The organism is Rhizobium sp. Leaf384, from assembly GCF_001424065.1.
GTDB lineage: Bacteria > Pseudomonadota > Alphaproteobacteria > Rhizobiales > Rhizobiaceae > Ferranicluibacter.
The window spans coordinates 416460-431637 of the sequence record NZ_LMQE01000006.1 but is presented as its reverse complement, the minus strand read 5'-3'; the positions used below and the strand labels follow the sequence as shown (position 1 = coordinate 431637).

General features: G+C 63.6%; 11 protein-coding genes and 1 pseudogene. 6 read left to right on the top strand and 6 right to left on the bottom strand.

The window, feature by feature from the left end; genetic code table 11:
* Positions 1–41 precede the first annotated feature (41 nt).
* The 6 genes from ASG25_RS15530 to ASG25_RS15505 all read left to right on the top strand — a co-directional run bounded on the left by ASG25_RS15530 (position 42) and on the right by ASG25_RS15505 (position 6041).
* Entirely contained in the window at positions 42–620 is a 579-nt protein-coding gene (locus ASG25_RS15530; RefSeq protein ID WP_062475591.1) for a TetR/AcrR family transcriptional regulator, read from the top strand.
* Between the two features lie 91 nt (positions 621–711).
* The gene (locus tag ASG25_RS15525) at positions 712–1656 is read left to right on the top strand and encodes a DMT family transporter (RefSeq protein ID WP_062475881.1); all 945 of its coding nucleotides are present in this window, start codon (positions 712–714) and stop codon (positions 1654–1656) included.
* Between the two features lie 135 nt (positions 1657–1791).
* A complete protein-coding gene (paoA, locus tag ASG25_RS15520) occupies positions 1792–2463 on the top strand; it encodes an aldehyde dehydrogenase iron-sulfur subunit PaoA (protein ID WP_200942815.1) in 672 nt (223 codons plus the stop codon).
* Positions 2460–3410, top strand: coding sequence for a xanthine dehydrogenase family protein subunit M (locus tag ASG25_RS15515; RefSeq protein WP_062475588.1), 951 nt, complete (start codon positions 2460–2462; stop codon positions 3408–3410). The genes paoA and ASG25_RS15515 overlap by 4 nt, the downstream gene beginning before the upstream one ends.
* Positions 3411–3414: 4 nt before the next feature.
* Positions 3415–5613: an aldehyde oxidoreductase molybdenum-binding subunit PaoC gene (paoC, locus tag ASG25_RS15510; protein WP_062475583.1), complete on the top strand. Its 2199-nt coding sequence runs from the start codon at positions 3415–3417 to the stop codon at positions 5611–5613.
* A 116-nt stretch (positions 5614–5729) separates the two neighbouring features.
* A complete protein-coding gene (locus ASG25_RS15505; RefSeq protein WP_062475577.1) occupies positions 5730–6041 on the top strand; it encodes a Dabb family protein in 312 nt (103 codons plus the stop codon).
* 106 nt (positions 6042–6147) lie between these two features.
* Here the strand turns inward: ASG25_RS15505 and ASG25_RS15500 are convergent, their stop codons facing one another.
* The 6 genes and pseudogenes from ASG25_RS15500 to ASG25_RS22820 form a co-directional block, all read right to left on the bottom strand.
* The gene (locus ASG25_RS15500) at positions 6148–8436 is read right to left on the bottom strand and encodes a glycosyltransferase family 4 protein (RefSeq protein ID WP_244479419.1); all 2289 of its coding nucleotides are present in this window, start codon (positions 8434–8436) and stop codon (positions 6148–6150) included.
* A 38-nt stretch (positions 8437–8474) separates the two neighbouring features.
* Positions 8475–11729 (bottom strand): glycosyltransferase, encoded by a 3255-nt coding sequence (locus ASG25_RS15495; RefSeq protein ID WP_062475574.1) that lies wholly within the window; start codon positions 11727–11729, stop codon positions 8475–8477.
* A 109-nt stretch (positions 11730–11838) separates the two neighbouring features.
* Positions 11839–12951 (bottom strand): annotated as a pseudogene (locus ASG25_RS15490) (glycosyltransferase family 1 protein); the annotation flags it as partial.
* A 72-nt stretch (positions 12952–13023) separates the two neighbouring features.
* On the bottom strand, positions 13024–14166 hold the full coding sequence (locus ASG25_RS15485; RefSeq protein WP_082480233.1) for a glycosyltransferase: 1143 nt from the start codon (positions 14164–14166) through the stop codon (positions 13024–13026).
* Positions 14167–14211: 45 nt separating this feature from the next.
* On the bottom strand, positions 14212–14832 hold the full coding sequence (locus ASG25_RS15480) for a BA14K family protein (RefSeq protein WP_062475571.1): 621 nt from the start codon (positions 14830–14832) through the stop codon (positions 14212–14214).
* 179 nt (positions 14833–15011) lie between these two features.
* Positions 15012–15152 carry a hypothetical protein gene (locus ASG25_RS22820; protein WP_156379868.1) on the bottom strand — a complete coding sequence of 47 codons (141 nt, stop codon included), beginning with the start codon at positions 15150–15152 and terminating at the stop codon, positions 15012–15014.
* Positions 15153–15178 lie beyond the last annotated feature (26 nt).

Sequence of the window (15178 nt, the reverse complement as noted above, 5' to 3'; positions counted from 1 at the left end):
AGCAAGGGCGAGTTTGTAAATGCTGATCGGCGAATAGACACATGGACCAGAACCATGCGAAAGCAAGGCGCAAGCCACGGGCAGATGCGGCCCGCAATCGCGCGCGCCTTCTGGAGGCGGCGACCGCCATCTTCCGGCTCGGTGGCGCGCAGGCGAGCCTCGAGGCCGTCGCCAAGGAGGCCGGCGTCGGCATTGGAACGCTCTATCGCCATTTCCCGACGCGCGAAGCCCTGTTCGATGCGGTCTACCGGCACGAGGTCGATCTCCTTGCCGATCTGGCCCAGAAGCTGGCGGCCGATACCGATCCCGTCGTGGCGCTGAAGGCCTGGCTGCAAGCCAATGTGCGCCTCGTCGCGACCAAGAAGGGAATGATCGAGGGGCTTCAGCTTGCCGTCGTCGGCTCGAGCGAACTCAAGGCCTATTCCTACGAGCGCATGGTCAGCGCCATCGGCCTTCTTCTCGACCGAGCGATCGCCGCGGACAGGATCCGGGACGATGTCTCCGCGGACGAGCTCCTGCGAACCCTTCTCGGGATCTTCTACACCCAGGGGCCGACGGACTGGCAACCAACGGCCCTTCGCATGGTCGACGTGTTCGTCGACGGGTTGCAAAAACGCTGATCAGGCGCCGGTTCGCCTGCGATCGGCATCTGTCCGCCGTTCGTCTTTCGGGCTATTCCAGCCGGACCCTCCTCCTTTGCGATTCGACATCATGCCCGTCTCACAGTCTCCCCTTCGCGGTGTCGTCATCGCATTCATCGCCTATGCCGTTTTTGCCTTCAGCGATGCGTCGGTCAAACTCGTCGACGGCGCCGTTCCTGCCTATCAGGTCGCCTTTGCGGGTGCCGTCTTCGGCCTCGTCATCCTGCCGCTCATCAAGGCGCGGGACGACGCCTGGCTCGACCTCTTCCGAACGTCCAATCGCACGCTCTGGCTGCTGCGTTTTGCCTGCGGTGCGATCGGCTCCATCGCGTCGATCATCACGTTTACGAAACTGCCGATGGCGGAAGCCTTCTGTCTCCTCTTTCTTCTCCCGTCCTTCGTCACGATCCTCTCCGTCATCTTTCTCAAGGAGGATGTGCGCTGGCAGCGCTGGACGGCTGTCGTCGTCGGGTTCGTCGGCGTGCTCATTGTGCTCAGGCCCGGGTTCCGGGAGTTGTCGGTTGGGCACCTTGCCGCGGCTATCGGCGGACTGAGCGCCGCGATCGCCATCGTCGTCCTCAGAGGGATGGGGCCGACGGAAAAGCGGATGTCGCTCTACGGCGCCGGTCTTCTCGGCACGCTGGTCGTCAGCGGGCTTCTCATGCTTTCGGACATCGCCATGCCAACGCCGATGGAATGGGCCTTCATCGCCAGCTACGGCATCCTCGGGGCGGCCGGAAATGCGCTGCTGATGACGGCGGCCCGCCTGGCGCCGGCAAATCTTGTGGCGCCGCCGCAATACAGCCAGATGATCTGGGCCATCCTGTTCGGTTATTTCATCTTCGATGACACGGTCGACCTGCCGATGGCGGGCGGTATCGCGCTCATCATCTTTTCCGGACTGCTCACCCTCGTGCGCGAGCGCAAGCGCGGGACGCCGCTGCCGTCCGCTGTCGTTTCACCCGATGCTCAGGCTTCGCTGGCAACAGCCGAACCGGAAGATGCCAGAAGCTGATGTTTCTCCCACTGTCGGCTTTGTGATCGCCGTCCGGCGCCAGTGATCGGCACTGGGTCTGGTTTGCCTTACAACGCGCCCTAGCTCCAGCGTACGGATCCGCGCAATCCCATGTCGCGGAACTCTCACCAGAACATGGAGCAGGACATGCTAAACCAAGGCGACCTCGATCTCTCTCGAAGGGACCTTCTGATGGCTTCCGCTGCGACCGTTGCCGTCAGCGGCGTTGCCTCGACAGCACGGGCGCAGGCTCAGGCCCCGGCGGGGGAAAAACCGGGCAGCATGCCGGTCGGTGAAACCTCCAGCGTGTCGTTCAAGGTAAACGGTCAGGATCAGACGCTGACGGTCGATAACCGGACGACGCTTCTCGATGCGCTGCGGGAGCATCTGCACCTGACAGGCACCAAGAAAGGCTGCGATCACGGACAGTGCGGCGCCTGCACGGTGATGGTGGATGGACGACGGATCAATTCCTGCCTGTCGCTCGCCATCATGCATGAAGGCGACGAGGTGGTGACGATCGAGGGGCTCGGCGAGCCTGGCAAGCTGCATCCGATGCAGGCGGCCTTCGTGAAGCATGACGGTTACCAGTGCGGCTACTGCACGCCCGGCCAGATCTGTTCGTCGATCGCCGTGCTCGAAGAGATCAAGGCGGGCATCCCAAGCCACGTGACGGGCGATCTGACGGCCAAGGCCGCGTTCAGCCTGGAAGAGGTTCGCGAGCGGATGAGCGGCAATATCTGTCGATGCGGGGCCTACTCCAACATTGTCGATGCCATTGCGGACGTCGCAGGGAGGCCGGCATGAAATCCTTTACCTACGAACGCGCGACCTCCGTGGAAGCCGCTGCCAAGGCGGCAGCCAGCCATGATGCAGCCCGGTTCATCGCCGGCGGCACCAATCTTCTCGACCTGATGAAGCTTGAAATCGAGACGCCGACGCATCTGATCGATGTCAATTCGCTGGGGCTCGACACGATCGAGGCAACGCCCGAAGGCGGCTTGCGGATCGGAGCGCTGGTGCGCAACACCGAGCTCGCTGCCGACGAGCGGGTTCGGCGCGACTACGGCCTCCTCTCCCGCGCGCTTCTGGCAGGGGCGTCAGGGCAGCTTCGCAACAAGGCGACCACGGCGGGCAATCTCCTGCAGCGCACGCGCTGTCCCTATTTCTACGACACCAACCAGCCCTGCAACAAGCGCCAGCCCGGCAGCGGCTGTTCCGCCATTGACGGCTTCAGCCGTCAGCTCGGCATTGTCGGCGTCAGCGACTCCTGCATTGCGACGCATCCGAGCGACATGGCGATTGCCATGCGCGCGCTCGATGCCGTGATCGAGACCGTCGGGGCGGATGGCGCCAAGCGCAGCATCCCGATCGCCGACTTCCACCGGCTGCCGGGCGACACGCCGCATATCGAAACCGAGCTGAAGAAAGGCGAGGTCATCACGGCCGTCGTGCTTCCGAAGCCGATCGGCGGCAAGCATATCTACCGGAAGGTTCGCGATCGCGCATCCTACGCGTTCGCGCTGATTTCGGTTGGTGCCGTGATCCTTCCGGACGGGACCGGTCGTGTCGCCGTTGGCGGCGTCGCGCACAAGCCGTGGCGTCTTGATACGGCGGACGCTGAGTTGCCGAGCGGTGCCGGCCGGGTAACGCGTCGTCTCCTGCTCGATGCCCAGCCGACGGAACACAATGCCTACAAGGTAAAGCTTGTCGAGCGGACGCTTGGCGCTGTCCTTGCAGAAGCGAAGGGTTGAGATCATGAAATTCGACACACCTGCAACACAGAACCCGATCGACCGCATGACGGTCGTCGGCAAGCCGATCGAGCGCATCGATGGGCAGATGAAGACGACGGGTCGCGCCAAGTACGCCTACGAGTGGCACGATGATGCCGTGCCCTATGCCTACGGCTACCCGCTCGGCGCCGCGATCGCCAAGGGCCGTATCCGGGCAATGGACGTGACGGCAGCCAGCCGTGCTCCGGGCGTCATCAAGATCGTCACCAGCGACAGCATGCCGGACCTGAAGAAGGCCAAGCGCAATACGGCCAAACTCTTCGGCGGTGTCGACATCCATCATTATCATCAGGCCGTGGCCGTCGTCGTTGCCGAAACCTTCGAACAGGCGCGGGCAGCGGCGCACCTGATCAAGGTGGACTATGAGGAGTCCAAAGGGGCGTTCGACCTCGAGGCCTCCATGGACGCTGCCATCAAGCCGAAGGACGGAGAACCGGATTCCGCGGCGGGCGATTTTGCGCCGGCCTTCGAGACAGCCACGGTCCAGCTGGACCAGACCTATACCACCCCCGACCAGTCCCATGCGATGATGGAGCCGCACGCGTCCATCGCCGCCTGGGATGGGGATGCGCTGACGGTGTGGACGTCGAGCCAGATGGTCGACTGGTGGCGGTCGGATCTCGCCACCGCGCTCGATATGGACAAGGAGAAGATCCACATCATGTCGCCGTTCATCGGCGGCGGGTTCGGGTCCAAGCTGTTCCTGCGCTCCGATGCGGTTCTCGCCGCACTCGCGTCCCGCGAGGCGGGCCGGCCGGTAAAGGTCGCGCTGCCCCGGCCGTTTCTCATGAACAACACGACACACCGCCCGGCCACCATCCAGCGGATCCGGATCGGTGCCGGACAGGATGGCAAGATCACCGCCATCGCACATGAGAGCTGGTCTGGCGACCTTGAAGGCGGCGGCCCGGAGGTGGCGGTCCAGCAGACGCGGCTGCTTTATGCCGGCGCCAACCGGATGACGGCAACGCGGCTTGCCGTGCTCGACCTTCCCGAAGGCAATGCCATGCGTGCGCCGGGCGAAGCTCCCGGCCTGATGGCGCTCGAAGTCGCCATGGATGAAATGGCGGAAAAGCTCGGTCAGGATCCGGTGGCCTTCCGGATCCTCAATGATACGCAGGTTGATCCGGAAAAGCCGGAAAAGGCTTTTTCCCATCGTGATCTCGTCGGCTGCATGAAGCTCGGGGCCGAACGGTTCGGCTGGGACAAGCGCAATGCGCGGCCTGGTACTGTTCAGGACGGCGACTGGTTGGTGGGCATGGGCGTTGCCGCGGCGTTCCGCAACAACATGGTCATGCCGTCCGGTGCCCGAGCTCGGCTCGATCGCGAGGGTGTCCTGACCGTCGAGACGGATATGACCGACATCGGCACCGGCAGCTATACCATCATCGCCCAGACCGCGGCGGAGATGCTGGGTCTGCCGATCGACCGCGTTGCCGTCAATCTTGGCGACTCGCGCTTTCCGGTCTCGTCCGGCTCGGGCGGGCAGTGGGGCGGCAACAGCGCCACGGCGGGGGTCTACGCTGCCTGCGTCAAGATGCGGGAGGCCATCGCCGCGGCGCTCGGATTCAATGCGGAGAACATCGACTTTGCGGATGGCATGGTGATCTCGGGCGATCGCCGCGTGCCGCTCGCTGAGGCCGTCAAGGATAAGCCCCTGGTCGTGGAGGATACGATCGAGTACGGCGATATCTCCGAGGAAAAGCAGCAGTCGACCTTCGGCGCCCACTTCGTGGAGGTCGGCGTGAACATCGCGACCGGCGAACCGCGGATACGGCGGATGCTTGCCGTCTGCGCCGCAGGCCGGATTCTCAACCCGATGACAGCCCGCAGTCAGGTCATCGGCGCGATGACGATGGGCGTCGGCGGGGCACTTTCGGAGGAGCTCGCCGTGGATAAGAAGCGCGGCTTCTTCGTCAACCACGATCTGGCGGGATATGAAGTGCCCGTTCACGCCGACATTCCCCATCAGGAGGTCATCTTCATGGACGAGACCGATCCGATGTCCTCGCCGATGAAGGCGAAGGGTGTCGGTGAACTGGGATTGTGCGGGGTGGCAGCGGCGATCAACAACGCCGTCTACAATGCAACGGGAATTCGCGTGAGAAACTATCCCGTGACGCTCGACAAGCTGATTGGCGCGCTGCCCCAACTGAGCTGACGGCAGGCCGGGCGCCGGCTGCTAGCGTAAAATTGGGAACCGGGGTTGGCGCTCGTTCGCGCAGCCCCGGTCCCTCCGCCCTGTGCAGGGCGATACGGAATGACAGGAGATGACCGATGATCCGGCATATCGTGCTTTTGAAGTTCAAGGATAGCGTATCGGAGGCCGACAAGCAGTCGATCTACCACGAGCTCGAGGCGCTCAAGGGGCAGATCGACGGCATCCGCGGCTTTCATGCGGGCCCCAATGTCAGCGTCGAAATGGACATGATGCGCGGCTTCACCGATGCGTTCTGGTTCGATTTCAAGAGCGCGGCCGTTCGCGATGCCTACCTTGTCCATCCACACCATCAGGCGGCCGGTGCGCGGATCGTGGCCCATACCAGGGGTGGGCCCGATGGCGTGATCGTCGTCGATCTCGAATTCTGATTCTGGACATTCCTCCGGCAGGGCAAGGCTTGCCCTGCCAGAGGAAAAGATGCAAGGTTTCCGCGATGTCGCCAGGGTGCGACCGTCGATAAGGATCGACGGAAGGTCAAAGGCCTCTTGCGCGCTTCAGGTTCCCGTCTCTCTTCTCCGCTCCCGTGCCTTGCACCCGTTCGCCGTTCTTCTGCAGAAAGGTCGCGATCGCCTCGGACAACGGCGTGTAGACCCGCCGACCTTCGGCCGGCATGGCGGCGGACAGGAGGCCGTTCTGGCAAGGGCGCTTGTCGTCCCAGCCGGCATGGTTGACGATCGGGTAGAGACAAAGGCCTTCCAGCGGAACACCAGCCTTCATGGCGGCCAGGGCTTCCTGCGCCACATAGGTGAACCAGGCCGCGCGACGGTCGTCCTCGATGCCGGTTTCGGCGATCATCATCGGCTTGCCATAGCGGGCATAGGTTTCGATCAAAATCGTGCGAAGCGGCTTGTAGAGCGGGTGGCCGATATCGATCGGCGGGCCGCCATGAATCCACTGGTTGTTGAAGTAGTAGTTGACGCCGATGACGTCCAGATAGCGTTCGGCGCCACCGATCTGCGGCCACATACGGCCTGAAATCAAGTCCCATCCCTGAAACTGGGATTGCCGGTGACCTTCCGCAACCGGTGCTTCCCACGGCCGGGACGGATCGGTGATGACATTGATGACCGGGTCGCAATGCACGAAGCGTGCCCGGGGATCGACGGCGAGGATCGCATCCATGCCGGCGATCGCTGCACGGGCCAGTTGGACCTTGAGCTCGAATCCCCGGCCGTTCGCAAAGGGGTTCAGATAGCCGGCATCGCCTGCGCCCCATGAGAAGAACGAAATCTCGTTCACCGGGCAATAAAAAGGAATGTCGTCGCTTTCCTCCCGCACGACGCGGGCGCATTCGCCGGCAAACCGCGCAAAGCGCTCCACGAAATGCGGTGTCCAGATGTCGATGTCGTCCGGCCAGCCATAGTGCAGCACATCCCAGATGACCTGTGTTCCCGAACGGGCAGCCGCCTGCAGCATGGGCCGCACGCTGGACCACTCGAAACGGCCTGCGGTTTCGATGCGGTGCCAGCGAAAACCATCGCGCACCGTCTGGATGCCGAACCGTTGCAGCTGCCGGTAATCGCGCTCTGCATGGATGTCGTGGGCGATATCGTCGATCATGTCGAGCCGGGGCCCGAGCGGCTCCTCCGGCATCGGGCGCAGCCGATGTGTCGAGCACTCGAACCCGCCTTGGATGAACGACCGGAAGAGACCGGTCGGGCCGCGGGCAACCCGCCGCGAAACAACGGCGTTCAACAATTGCTCCCACTGCGGCACGACGGCCTCGACGGCGTAGAGGCGTTCGACCTTCTGGCGCAGAGCGTCTCCCAGCAGTCTGCGAAGAGCCGGATCGGAAATCAGTCGGCCGGCCGCCGCAGCGATCGAGGGCGGATCGTCATAGGGCACGATCAGCCCGGTCGTGCCGTCCTCGATCTGCTGCAGCGCGCCGTTGTCCGGCGTCGAAATGACCGGAAGACGGGCCGCGCCGGCTTCTGCGATGACATGCGGCATGCCTTCGCCACGTGACACCCAGACGAAGACGTCAAAGGCCTGAAGCAGATCCGGAATGTCCTTGCGGTCCCCCAGAAACTGCACAACGTCCGCGAGGCCGAGAGCAGCGACACGTTCCCGAAGATCGGCGGCGTAGTCCGGCATGAAGGCATCGGGACCGCCGACGATGACGACGCGCACGTCGGGGTTCTCGGCATGGAGAAGCGATGCGGCGGCGATGACGTGCTCTACATTCTTCTTGGGATCGAGCCTCCCGACCCATCCGATCACGGTGTGTCGAGCGGACAATCCGAGTTCGGCCCGCATGTCTTCCCGCCGCGACGGGTCGAATGCGGAAAGATCCACCATGGAGGGGATCTCGATCGCATCGTCCTCACGGCCCGGCATGCGGGATGCCGCTGCGTCCCGGATGGATCGGCAGACACCGACATAGCGGGTGGTGAGATGCTTCGGGCCCGCCAGGGCTTCGGAAACAAGCCCGCCATGTTCGATCAATGGCGGACAAAGGCTCAGACGCTCCAGTGCCGGATAGATATCGGCAACATTCTGACACGAGACCACAACGTCGTAGCCGGGAACCTTGCCTGCAAGGTAGGACACCGTATCCTCGAACGACATGGCGTAGGGCGCGGTATCCACCGATACGCCCAGCGCCCTCAGTTGTTCATGGGTCTGCTCGGGCATCCCGGGCTTGCGGAAGCAGGCGACCACGTCGATCTGGTAGCGATCGGTATCCAGCGCCTTCGCCAGCAGCCGGACCTCCGTCTCTTCTCCGCCGACCACCAGCCAGGCGAAGACGAAGAGGATCCGCATGGGCGGCTCTCGCAATGCAACCGTGTCCGCCGCCGGCATCATGCGCCGACCTTGAAGACGACCTGCAGGAAGTCGGGGCGATGCTTCACGAGATCCTGAAGGAAGGCAGGGCCGTCCTCGAACGGCACGACATGGGTCACCATGTGCTCGCGGATCGTCGCGCCGTCGTGGCGCAGGAGATCGACCGTTTCCCGTGCAAGGCGCTGCCGGTTCCAGATCGCCGAAAGGCCGCGCGGCACGCGGTTGATCTGCGCGCAGCGAATGTTGAGGCCGTTATGGTGAAACTCCTCGCCGAGACGAAGTGCATCTGCCCCGCCTTGATAAAAGGCAAGGTCGATCACCGTGCCCTGAGGACGCAAGGCCTTGAGGGCGGTCTGCAGGCTGCCGGAATGTGCGCGCGTTTGGAAGACGAGATCGGCGCCCCGACCGAGCCCGCCATCGTGCCAACGCGCTTTCGCATGCTGCCAGGCCTGATCCTCCGTCATGGCGGTCAAGCCCATGGCTTCGGCCTTGGCCCGACGGAAGTCGGACGGGTCGGTGATGACGACATCGGATGCGCCGAGCTTGCGGGCGAACAAGGCGGTCATGAGGCCCACCGTACCGGCGCCGATCACAAGCACAGGCCTGCCGGCGACACCGGCCCCAAGCGCCGCAACCTGGGTCCCCATCGCTTCTGCATCGGCGTGGAGGATGCCGTTCGCTGCGATCGGCCCCATCTGCGCGACAAAGACGCCAAGGAGCGGGTCCACCTCGGCCGGCATGGGCACGAGCACGTCGTGATAGGGATCCGCCGTGTGGCCGGTCTTGTGCGCATAGGTGGTGGCAATCACGTCGCCCTCGGCATAGCCGCCCGTGCGGGACTCCGAGACACGCGCGACTTCCATGTAGCCGAGGAAAGGCACGGGATAGTGCAGATCCGGTTCGTTTTCGATGAAGACGCCCCGACCCGCATCGAACCGCGAACGAAAATACGGATTGGTGTTCTTCAGGAAGGTCAGCTCGGTGCCGGCGGAAAGACCGGTGTAGAGGGTCTCCAGCCGGACCTGTCCGTCGGCGGGCGGCCCCTCCTCATATTCGAACACATAGGCGCGGCCTGGCCCCTCGATGCCGAGCGAGCGGATCTTCCGGTGGCCCGGCGGCATGCCGCGAGGCGCTTCTTCCGGTCGCGGCTGGAACTGCAGCGGTGCCAGCGGCGCACGGGTAAGGGCGGGGAGGTCGAGATGCACCGCTTCGCCGCTGCGGGACGACGCAACCACGGCAAGAGCCAGTCGATGGGTGGCGACGGCATCGGCATAAGGGCAGCGAATCCGGTTCTCGCTGCCGCGGACGGCATCGATGAAGTCACGATCCTCACGCCAGACGGGATCGCCGTCGGCTTGGCGGACGGGCCGACCACGGCCGACATCGACCATGATGTCGCGGTCGGTCAGTTCGATCGCCAGCTTGTCGGCAAAGATATGCAGGCCCACGCGATGGCTCCAGCCGAGCAGGCAGGTGGAGGCGATGTTGGCGACGACCCCGGACTGGAAAGTGAGGCTTGCAGTGCTGACGGTCGGCACGTCGAGGCCCGGGAAGTCCTGCCGCTCCGCATGGCCCGCACGACCATAGACCTCCGTGACCTCGCCGATCAGGAAGCGCGCGAGATCGAGCAGGTGCGTCGTCTGCTCTACCATCTGCCCGCCGGACTTATCTTCCTTCCACCACCATTGCGGCGGCGGGGTCGAGTCCAGCCAATACCCGGAAAGCAACTGTGCAGGATTATCGGCGAGCAGGGCGCGGGCTTCCTCAACGGTATCGAGATAGCGCCAGTGATAGCCGACAGCCGTGACGAGGTTCTTTTCGGCGACGCCCGCGGCGATTTCCTCGGCCAGGGCAATGTCCAGCGAGACCGGCTTTTCGACGAAGAAAGGAATTTCCTTGGCGATCAGATCGCGCTCTGGCTCACCGTGCGCGAAGGGCGGGACGCAGATATAGACGGCGTCGACCGTCGCGCTTTCCAGCATGTCGCGATGACTGGTAAAGGACGTAGCGCCGAAGCGGCGGGCTGCCGCGTCCGCACGGGCCGCGTCCGGATCCGCGAAGGCGACCAGTTCGACGTCCTCGAACGTTGCGAGAATGTCGAGGTGGCGGTGGGCGATGCCACCGACGCCGATGAAGCCAAGGCGTGTCTTCTGCATGGAGCGGTCCTTTGTCAGGGATGAGTTCAGCGCAATGAAGGGCCGGTAAACGGAGGCGGTTTCCGAAGCCATCCGCGCGGCGGAGAAATGGCGACGAAATTGGGCTCGTCCCGCCTCTCCGATGGCTGCACGTCCGGCGGGATCGTCAAGTGCCCCGATGATGGCTTCGGCGAGCGAGGCAGGCTGCCCCGGTTCGGCGAAATAAGGATGTTCGTCGCCAAGCGCTTCCACCGTGCCACCAATTCGCGTGGCGACCACCGGCACCCCGACCGACATGGCCTCCAGCACAGCGAGCGGCAGGCCCTCGAACAAGGAGGAGAGCACGAAGAGATCGGCGATCGCCATGAGGTCCGCCACGTCGTCGCGTTGGCCGAGAAAGCACACGGAGCCCGCAACGCCTGTCTCAGCCGCGAGAGCCTCGACCCGCTGCCGCTCCTCCCCCGAGCCGACCAGAAGAAGCATGGCGGACGGATGTTGGCGCAGGATCGCCGGCATGGCGCGGATAAGGGAGGCGTGATCCTTTTGGGCGGAAAAGCGGGCGACGGAGAGGAGAACCGTCCGGCCGGAAAGACCAAGGGCGGCCCGGGTCTGATCGGGCGCTGCGGCGGGTTCCAAGGGGAAAATGCCGTTTCGAACGACGGTCAAGCGCGACGGGTCGACATGACCGCAGGCATATGTCTTTCGAGACGCTTCCGAGACGACGATATGATGGGACAGACGGGAGGTTTCCGTCCGGTACTGCGTCTGCTGGGCCGCATCGGTCAGGAGATAGGGCAGGTGTTCGGTGCGGATCACGGGAATGCCGCTGGCAATCCCCGCAGCTGCAAGCGCGTGTCCTTCCCAGCCAATGCCGGCGTGGACATGAAGCAGATCGATATTGGCGCGCTGGAGCCATGCTGCCAGATCTTCGTCCAGCGGCATGTCCTTGACGGCGAGCCGCAGTCTTGCGGCCCGGGCCAGAAACGGACCGGCGCTGGCTGGATCGGCAAGCAGAATGACCTCATGATCAGCAGACAGGCCGCGCGCAAGCGCCAGCATGTGTTCGCCCAGGCCCGATGGGTCGCGGCTGTCCGTTGCGAGGACGATGCGCGGGCGTCTTGCGGGTTTTTCAGGCATGAGGCGTCGGTTGACCCTGTGCCCGTGCCGCTCGCTGCCCGGCGACTTCGGCTGGAAAAGGCGCAGGCCCGCCCATGGTATGCTCGATGAGCATGCGCATCTCCCGGGCCGTGTCGTCCCAGGAGGAGCGACCCAGAAGCGCATCCACCGTGTCGAGCCAGGAGCCGGCGGCATGCTGCAGAGCAAGGGCCGCGGCGCAGGCGTCGACGAAGCGTGCCGCATCTTCGCCAATGAAGACACCGGGAACGTCCCCATAGCTGCGAACCACGTCGGTGATGGGGGTACTGACGACCGGCCGGCCAGCGGCGAGATATTCCGGCGTCTTGGTGGGGCTGATGAACCGCGTCGCTTCGTTCAGCGCAAAGGGCATCAGAGCGACATCCCAGCCGGACAAGTAGGACGGAAGCTCGGCGTAGCTCTTCTGTCCGAGATAATGGATGTTCGGCGCACGGGGCAGCTCGTCGTGCGAGATCTTCACCACGGGACCGAGGAAGATGAACGACCAATCCGGACGTGCTGCAGCGATATCGCGGATGAGGCCCAGATCCAGCCGCTCGTCGATAACGCCGTAGTAGCCCAGTCGCGGACCCGGGATGTCGGCCTGGTCGGAGGGTGAGGCATGCCCGTTGCGGGCTGTGCGGAAATGGTGGGCGTCCACGCTCGAGGGGAAGGCATGCAGATTGTCGTGGCGGCCCCGCTTGGCCTCGTAGAGACTGTAGCCGCCGGTAAAGACGACATCGGCCCGGTCGAGAAGGGCTTGTTCCATGGCCTTCAATTGCGGCGGCGCAAACTTGAAATTCGCAAGCTCGTCCATGCAGTCGTAGACGACGGCTGCCGCGTCCACATGGCGCGCAAAGGCGAACATCAGGGGCGTGTAGAACCAGAGGATCGGCTGTCGGCCGCCGTGCAGCGCCAGGAGATCATCCAGCAGATGGGCCAGCGCCTCTTCCCGCTGCGGTTCGCTCCATCCGTGCGGCACGCGTGGGCGAATGGCCTTGACGGTGGTGCCGGCAAACGGATGTATCTCGAGATAGGCCAAGTGGTGGTCGGTCGGGATGTATTCCTCGAAGAAGAAGACCTGCCGATCGGCAGAGAACCGCTGCATCAGATGCTGCGGACGCTGAAGAACGAAGTCCCAGCGCAGGTGGGAAAAACAGACGATCGGTGCGTCGGTGCAATACATGCCCTCCGAAACCTTCGAAAACGCACCCAGTAGATTCATAGAGCTCCCTTCCTTCAAGCTTGCAGGGAACTGTGCGGGCCTCTCTAGGTTCCGTCGTGCGGTGCGCTTTTTTTAAGGCTTCGACATCAGGGATTCCAGTTTCTGGACCGAATGTGGCCAGGTCCAGTTGGCGCGAACGACCGGGCGCGGCGTGAACGCCGACAGGTTCTCCAGGATGTCGGCGATGGCAAGATGGAAGTTTTCCGCTGTCGCCGTCCGGCCGGTTTCCGGCGTGATGTACTGGCGACCGCAGGAAAGTGCACTGTTGGCCAGAACCGGGAGCCCAGCCAGCATGTATTCCGTGAGGATAGCCGGCGCTCCGTCATCGACGCCGCAGACGACACCGAGACGCGCCGTGTTCATCAGGCGGTTGACCTCCTCGAACGGGACGCCGGGCGGGTCGATGATGTCGACGGAGATGTCCCTTTGCGCGATCTGATGCCGGAACTCGTCGACCATGTCGCCGTAACCACAGACGCAGAGTGCGCGCAGAGAGCGCGGTAGCCTGGCCATGGCGTCAAACAGGATGTCGTGGCGCTTGTAGCCCTGGGCGGCGGCGACATAGATGATGTCGTAGGTTTTGGGCAGATCCAGCGGATAGAATGTCGTGTCCGAAGCAAACTCAGGGCCGACCGGCAGAATGGCTGTCAGCATATTCGGATGACGCGCGCGCACGACGTCCGACTGCCACTCTGCACCGGTCAGGACGAGATCGAAATGCCGACTGACCTCGGGCGGTATGCGCAGGGCTGGCGCGTCGATGGAATTGTAGATCTTGAAGCTGTCGCGACAGGCAAGAAGAATGTCCTCGCTAACGCCAAGACCCCAGACGCAGAGGATATCCGGCGCACTGAAGGCTGCGATATGGCCGAGCATGTCGTTGGAGGCGAAGGGGGCGTGCGGGCCGTTCATGCGGAACGCCCGGCGTTTCAGGTGCGGGCTCCCTCTATAAGGCGGTTCCGGCGGGTGGCTACCGCGCCAGTGCGTCCAGATTTCGGCGCTGTCGACGAGGCCCGATCTCAAGCAGGCAAGCGGCAAACGCTCGATGTAGCCGCCATCGACAGCGACGGTCTCGCGGTCCGAAACCACCTCCGGGGCCTGCCCGCGTCGTCCCGACATCCAGTCTTGGTATGCGTCCTCGATCGTTGGCAAAAGGCCGTCGTCGGGCTGTCCATCTTGAAAGTCGCTGATAACGACGATGCGTCTGCCTGTCATGAACGAGGACGATCTTTCCAACTTCTGTTCCGGTCCGGTATCGCGTCAGTTCATGACGCAGGCGCGTCGCGGTCCGCCATAGGGCTGGTAGGTGTTGTCCGAAATCCGATAGGAGGAGTACCGCTCCTGACACTTGCGGACGTGGTCGCTGGTCTGGAGATCGGAGGACGGCGACATCCGGCCGATGTCATCGGTGGAGGCGACATCCATGTAAGGCGATACACAGGCCTTCCGCTCGCCGCTATAGGCGCTGTAGCTGTTGTCGTCGGCGCTGTAGGAGCGGTACCGGCTCGCGCACCAGGCTTGGCGTTCGGGATTGCTCACGGCTTGATTTTCGGCCATCGCGCTCTGCGTATCGGCAACGGGTGTGCCAGGCTGGGTCTGGTCGATTTCGGCGGACGCGTTGTCTGCCGCCACGACCGGTTGGGCAACGGCGAGCGTTTCCGACGATGCGAGATCGACAGGCGGCGCCGAAGGGGCACGATCGAATCCGCGGTCCGCTGCCTCGACACGCTTCGGCTCGGAGGTCCAAAGATCAGGCGCATTGATATTGGCCAGCGCTTCGGTTGCGGGCTTTGCCATCAGGGCTGAGGCACTGAGAAAACCGGCAATAAAGAGCGTCATGGCGACGGTGAGGAAGAAAGCGAGCGTGGCCGTGGCTTTCATGATGATGCTCCTGACATGCGAGAAACGTGCTGTCCTGTTAAGGAATCTGCCCGTCAACGCATGTTGTGGCGGAGAGTTCCGCAGCTTTCGCGTGCCGAAAACATCAAATGTTAGTGGTATGCCATATCTGCTAGTGTCGTCGCGCCGGCATGCGCTGCTGGATGTTCATGTGCAGAAGGTCAGACGCTCTTCAGATACAGGATGACCGATGTCGCCATGCTGCTCACCGTTGCAAGCACGACGATGCAGATAAGAATGCCGAAGATGATTTTCGCCCGGCGGGAGGGCGGAGCGTCGTGATCGAGATCTTGATGGGGCATGCCGCTCTTCTTGCCGGTCTTGCCAC

Excerpts from the sequence above, each read along its gene's own strand:
- paoC (WP_062475583.1), top strand. The coding sequence starts at position 3,415 with ATGAAATTCGACACACCTGCAACACAGAACCCGATCGACCGCATGACG.
- ASG25_RS15485 (WP_082480233.1), bottom strand. The coding sequence starts at position 14,166 with ATGACAGGCAGACGCATCGTCGTTATCAGCGACTTTCAAGATGGACAG.
- ASG25_RS15500 (WP_244479419.1), bottom strand. The coding sequence starts at position 8,436 with ATGCGGATCCTCTTCGTCTTCGCCTGGCTGGTGGTCGGCGGAGAAGAG.
- ASG25_RS15525 (WP_062475881.1), top strand. The coding sequence starts at position 712 with ATGCCCGTCTCACAGTCTCCCCTTCGCGGTGTCGTCATCGCATTCATC.
- ASG25_RS15530 (WP_062475591.1), top strand. The coding sequence starts at position 42 with ATGGACCAGAACCATGCGAAAGCAAGGCGCAAGCCACGGGCAGATGCG.
- ASG25_RS15495 (WP_062475574.1), bottom strand. The coding sequence starts at position 11,729 with ATGCCTGAAAAACCCGCAAGACGCCCGCGCATCGTCCTCGCAACGGAC.
- ASG25_RS15515 (WP_062475588.1), top strand. The coding sequence starts at position 2,460 with ATGAAATCCTTTACCTACGAACGCGCGACCTCCGTGGAAGCCGCTGCC.
- ASG25_RS15505 (WP_062475577.1), top strand. The coding sequence starts at position 5,730 with ATGATCCGGCATATCGTGCTTTTGAAGTTCAAGGATAGCGTATCGGAG.
- ASG25_RS22820 (WP_156379868.1), bottom strand. The coding sequence starts at position 15,152 with ATGCCCCATCAAGATCTCGATCACGACGCTCCGCCCTCCCGCCGGGCG.
- paoA (WP_200942815.1), top strand. The coding sequence starts at position 1,792 with ATGGAGCAGGACATGCTAAACCAAGGCGACCTCGATCTCTCTCGAAGG.
- ASG25_RS15480 (WP_062475571.1), bottom strand. The coding sequence starts at position 14,832 with ATGAAAGCCACGGCCACGCTCGCTTTCTTCCTCACCGTCGCCATGACG.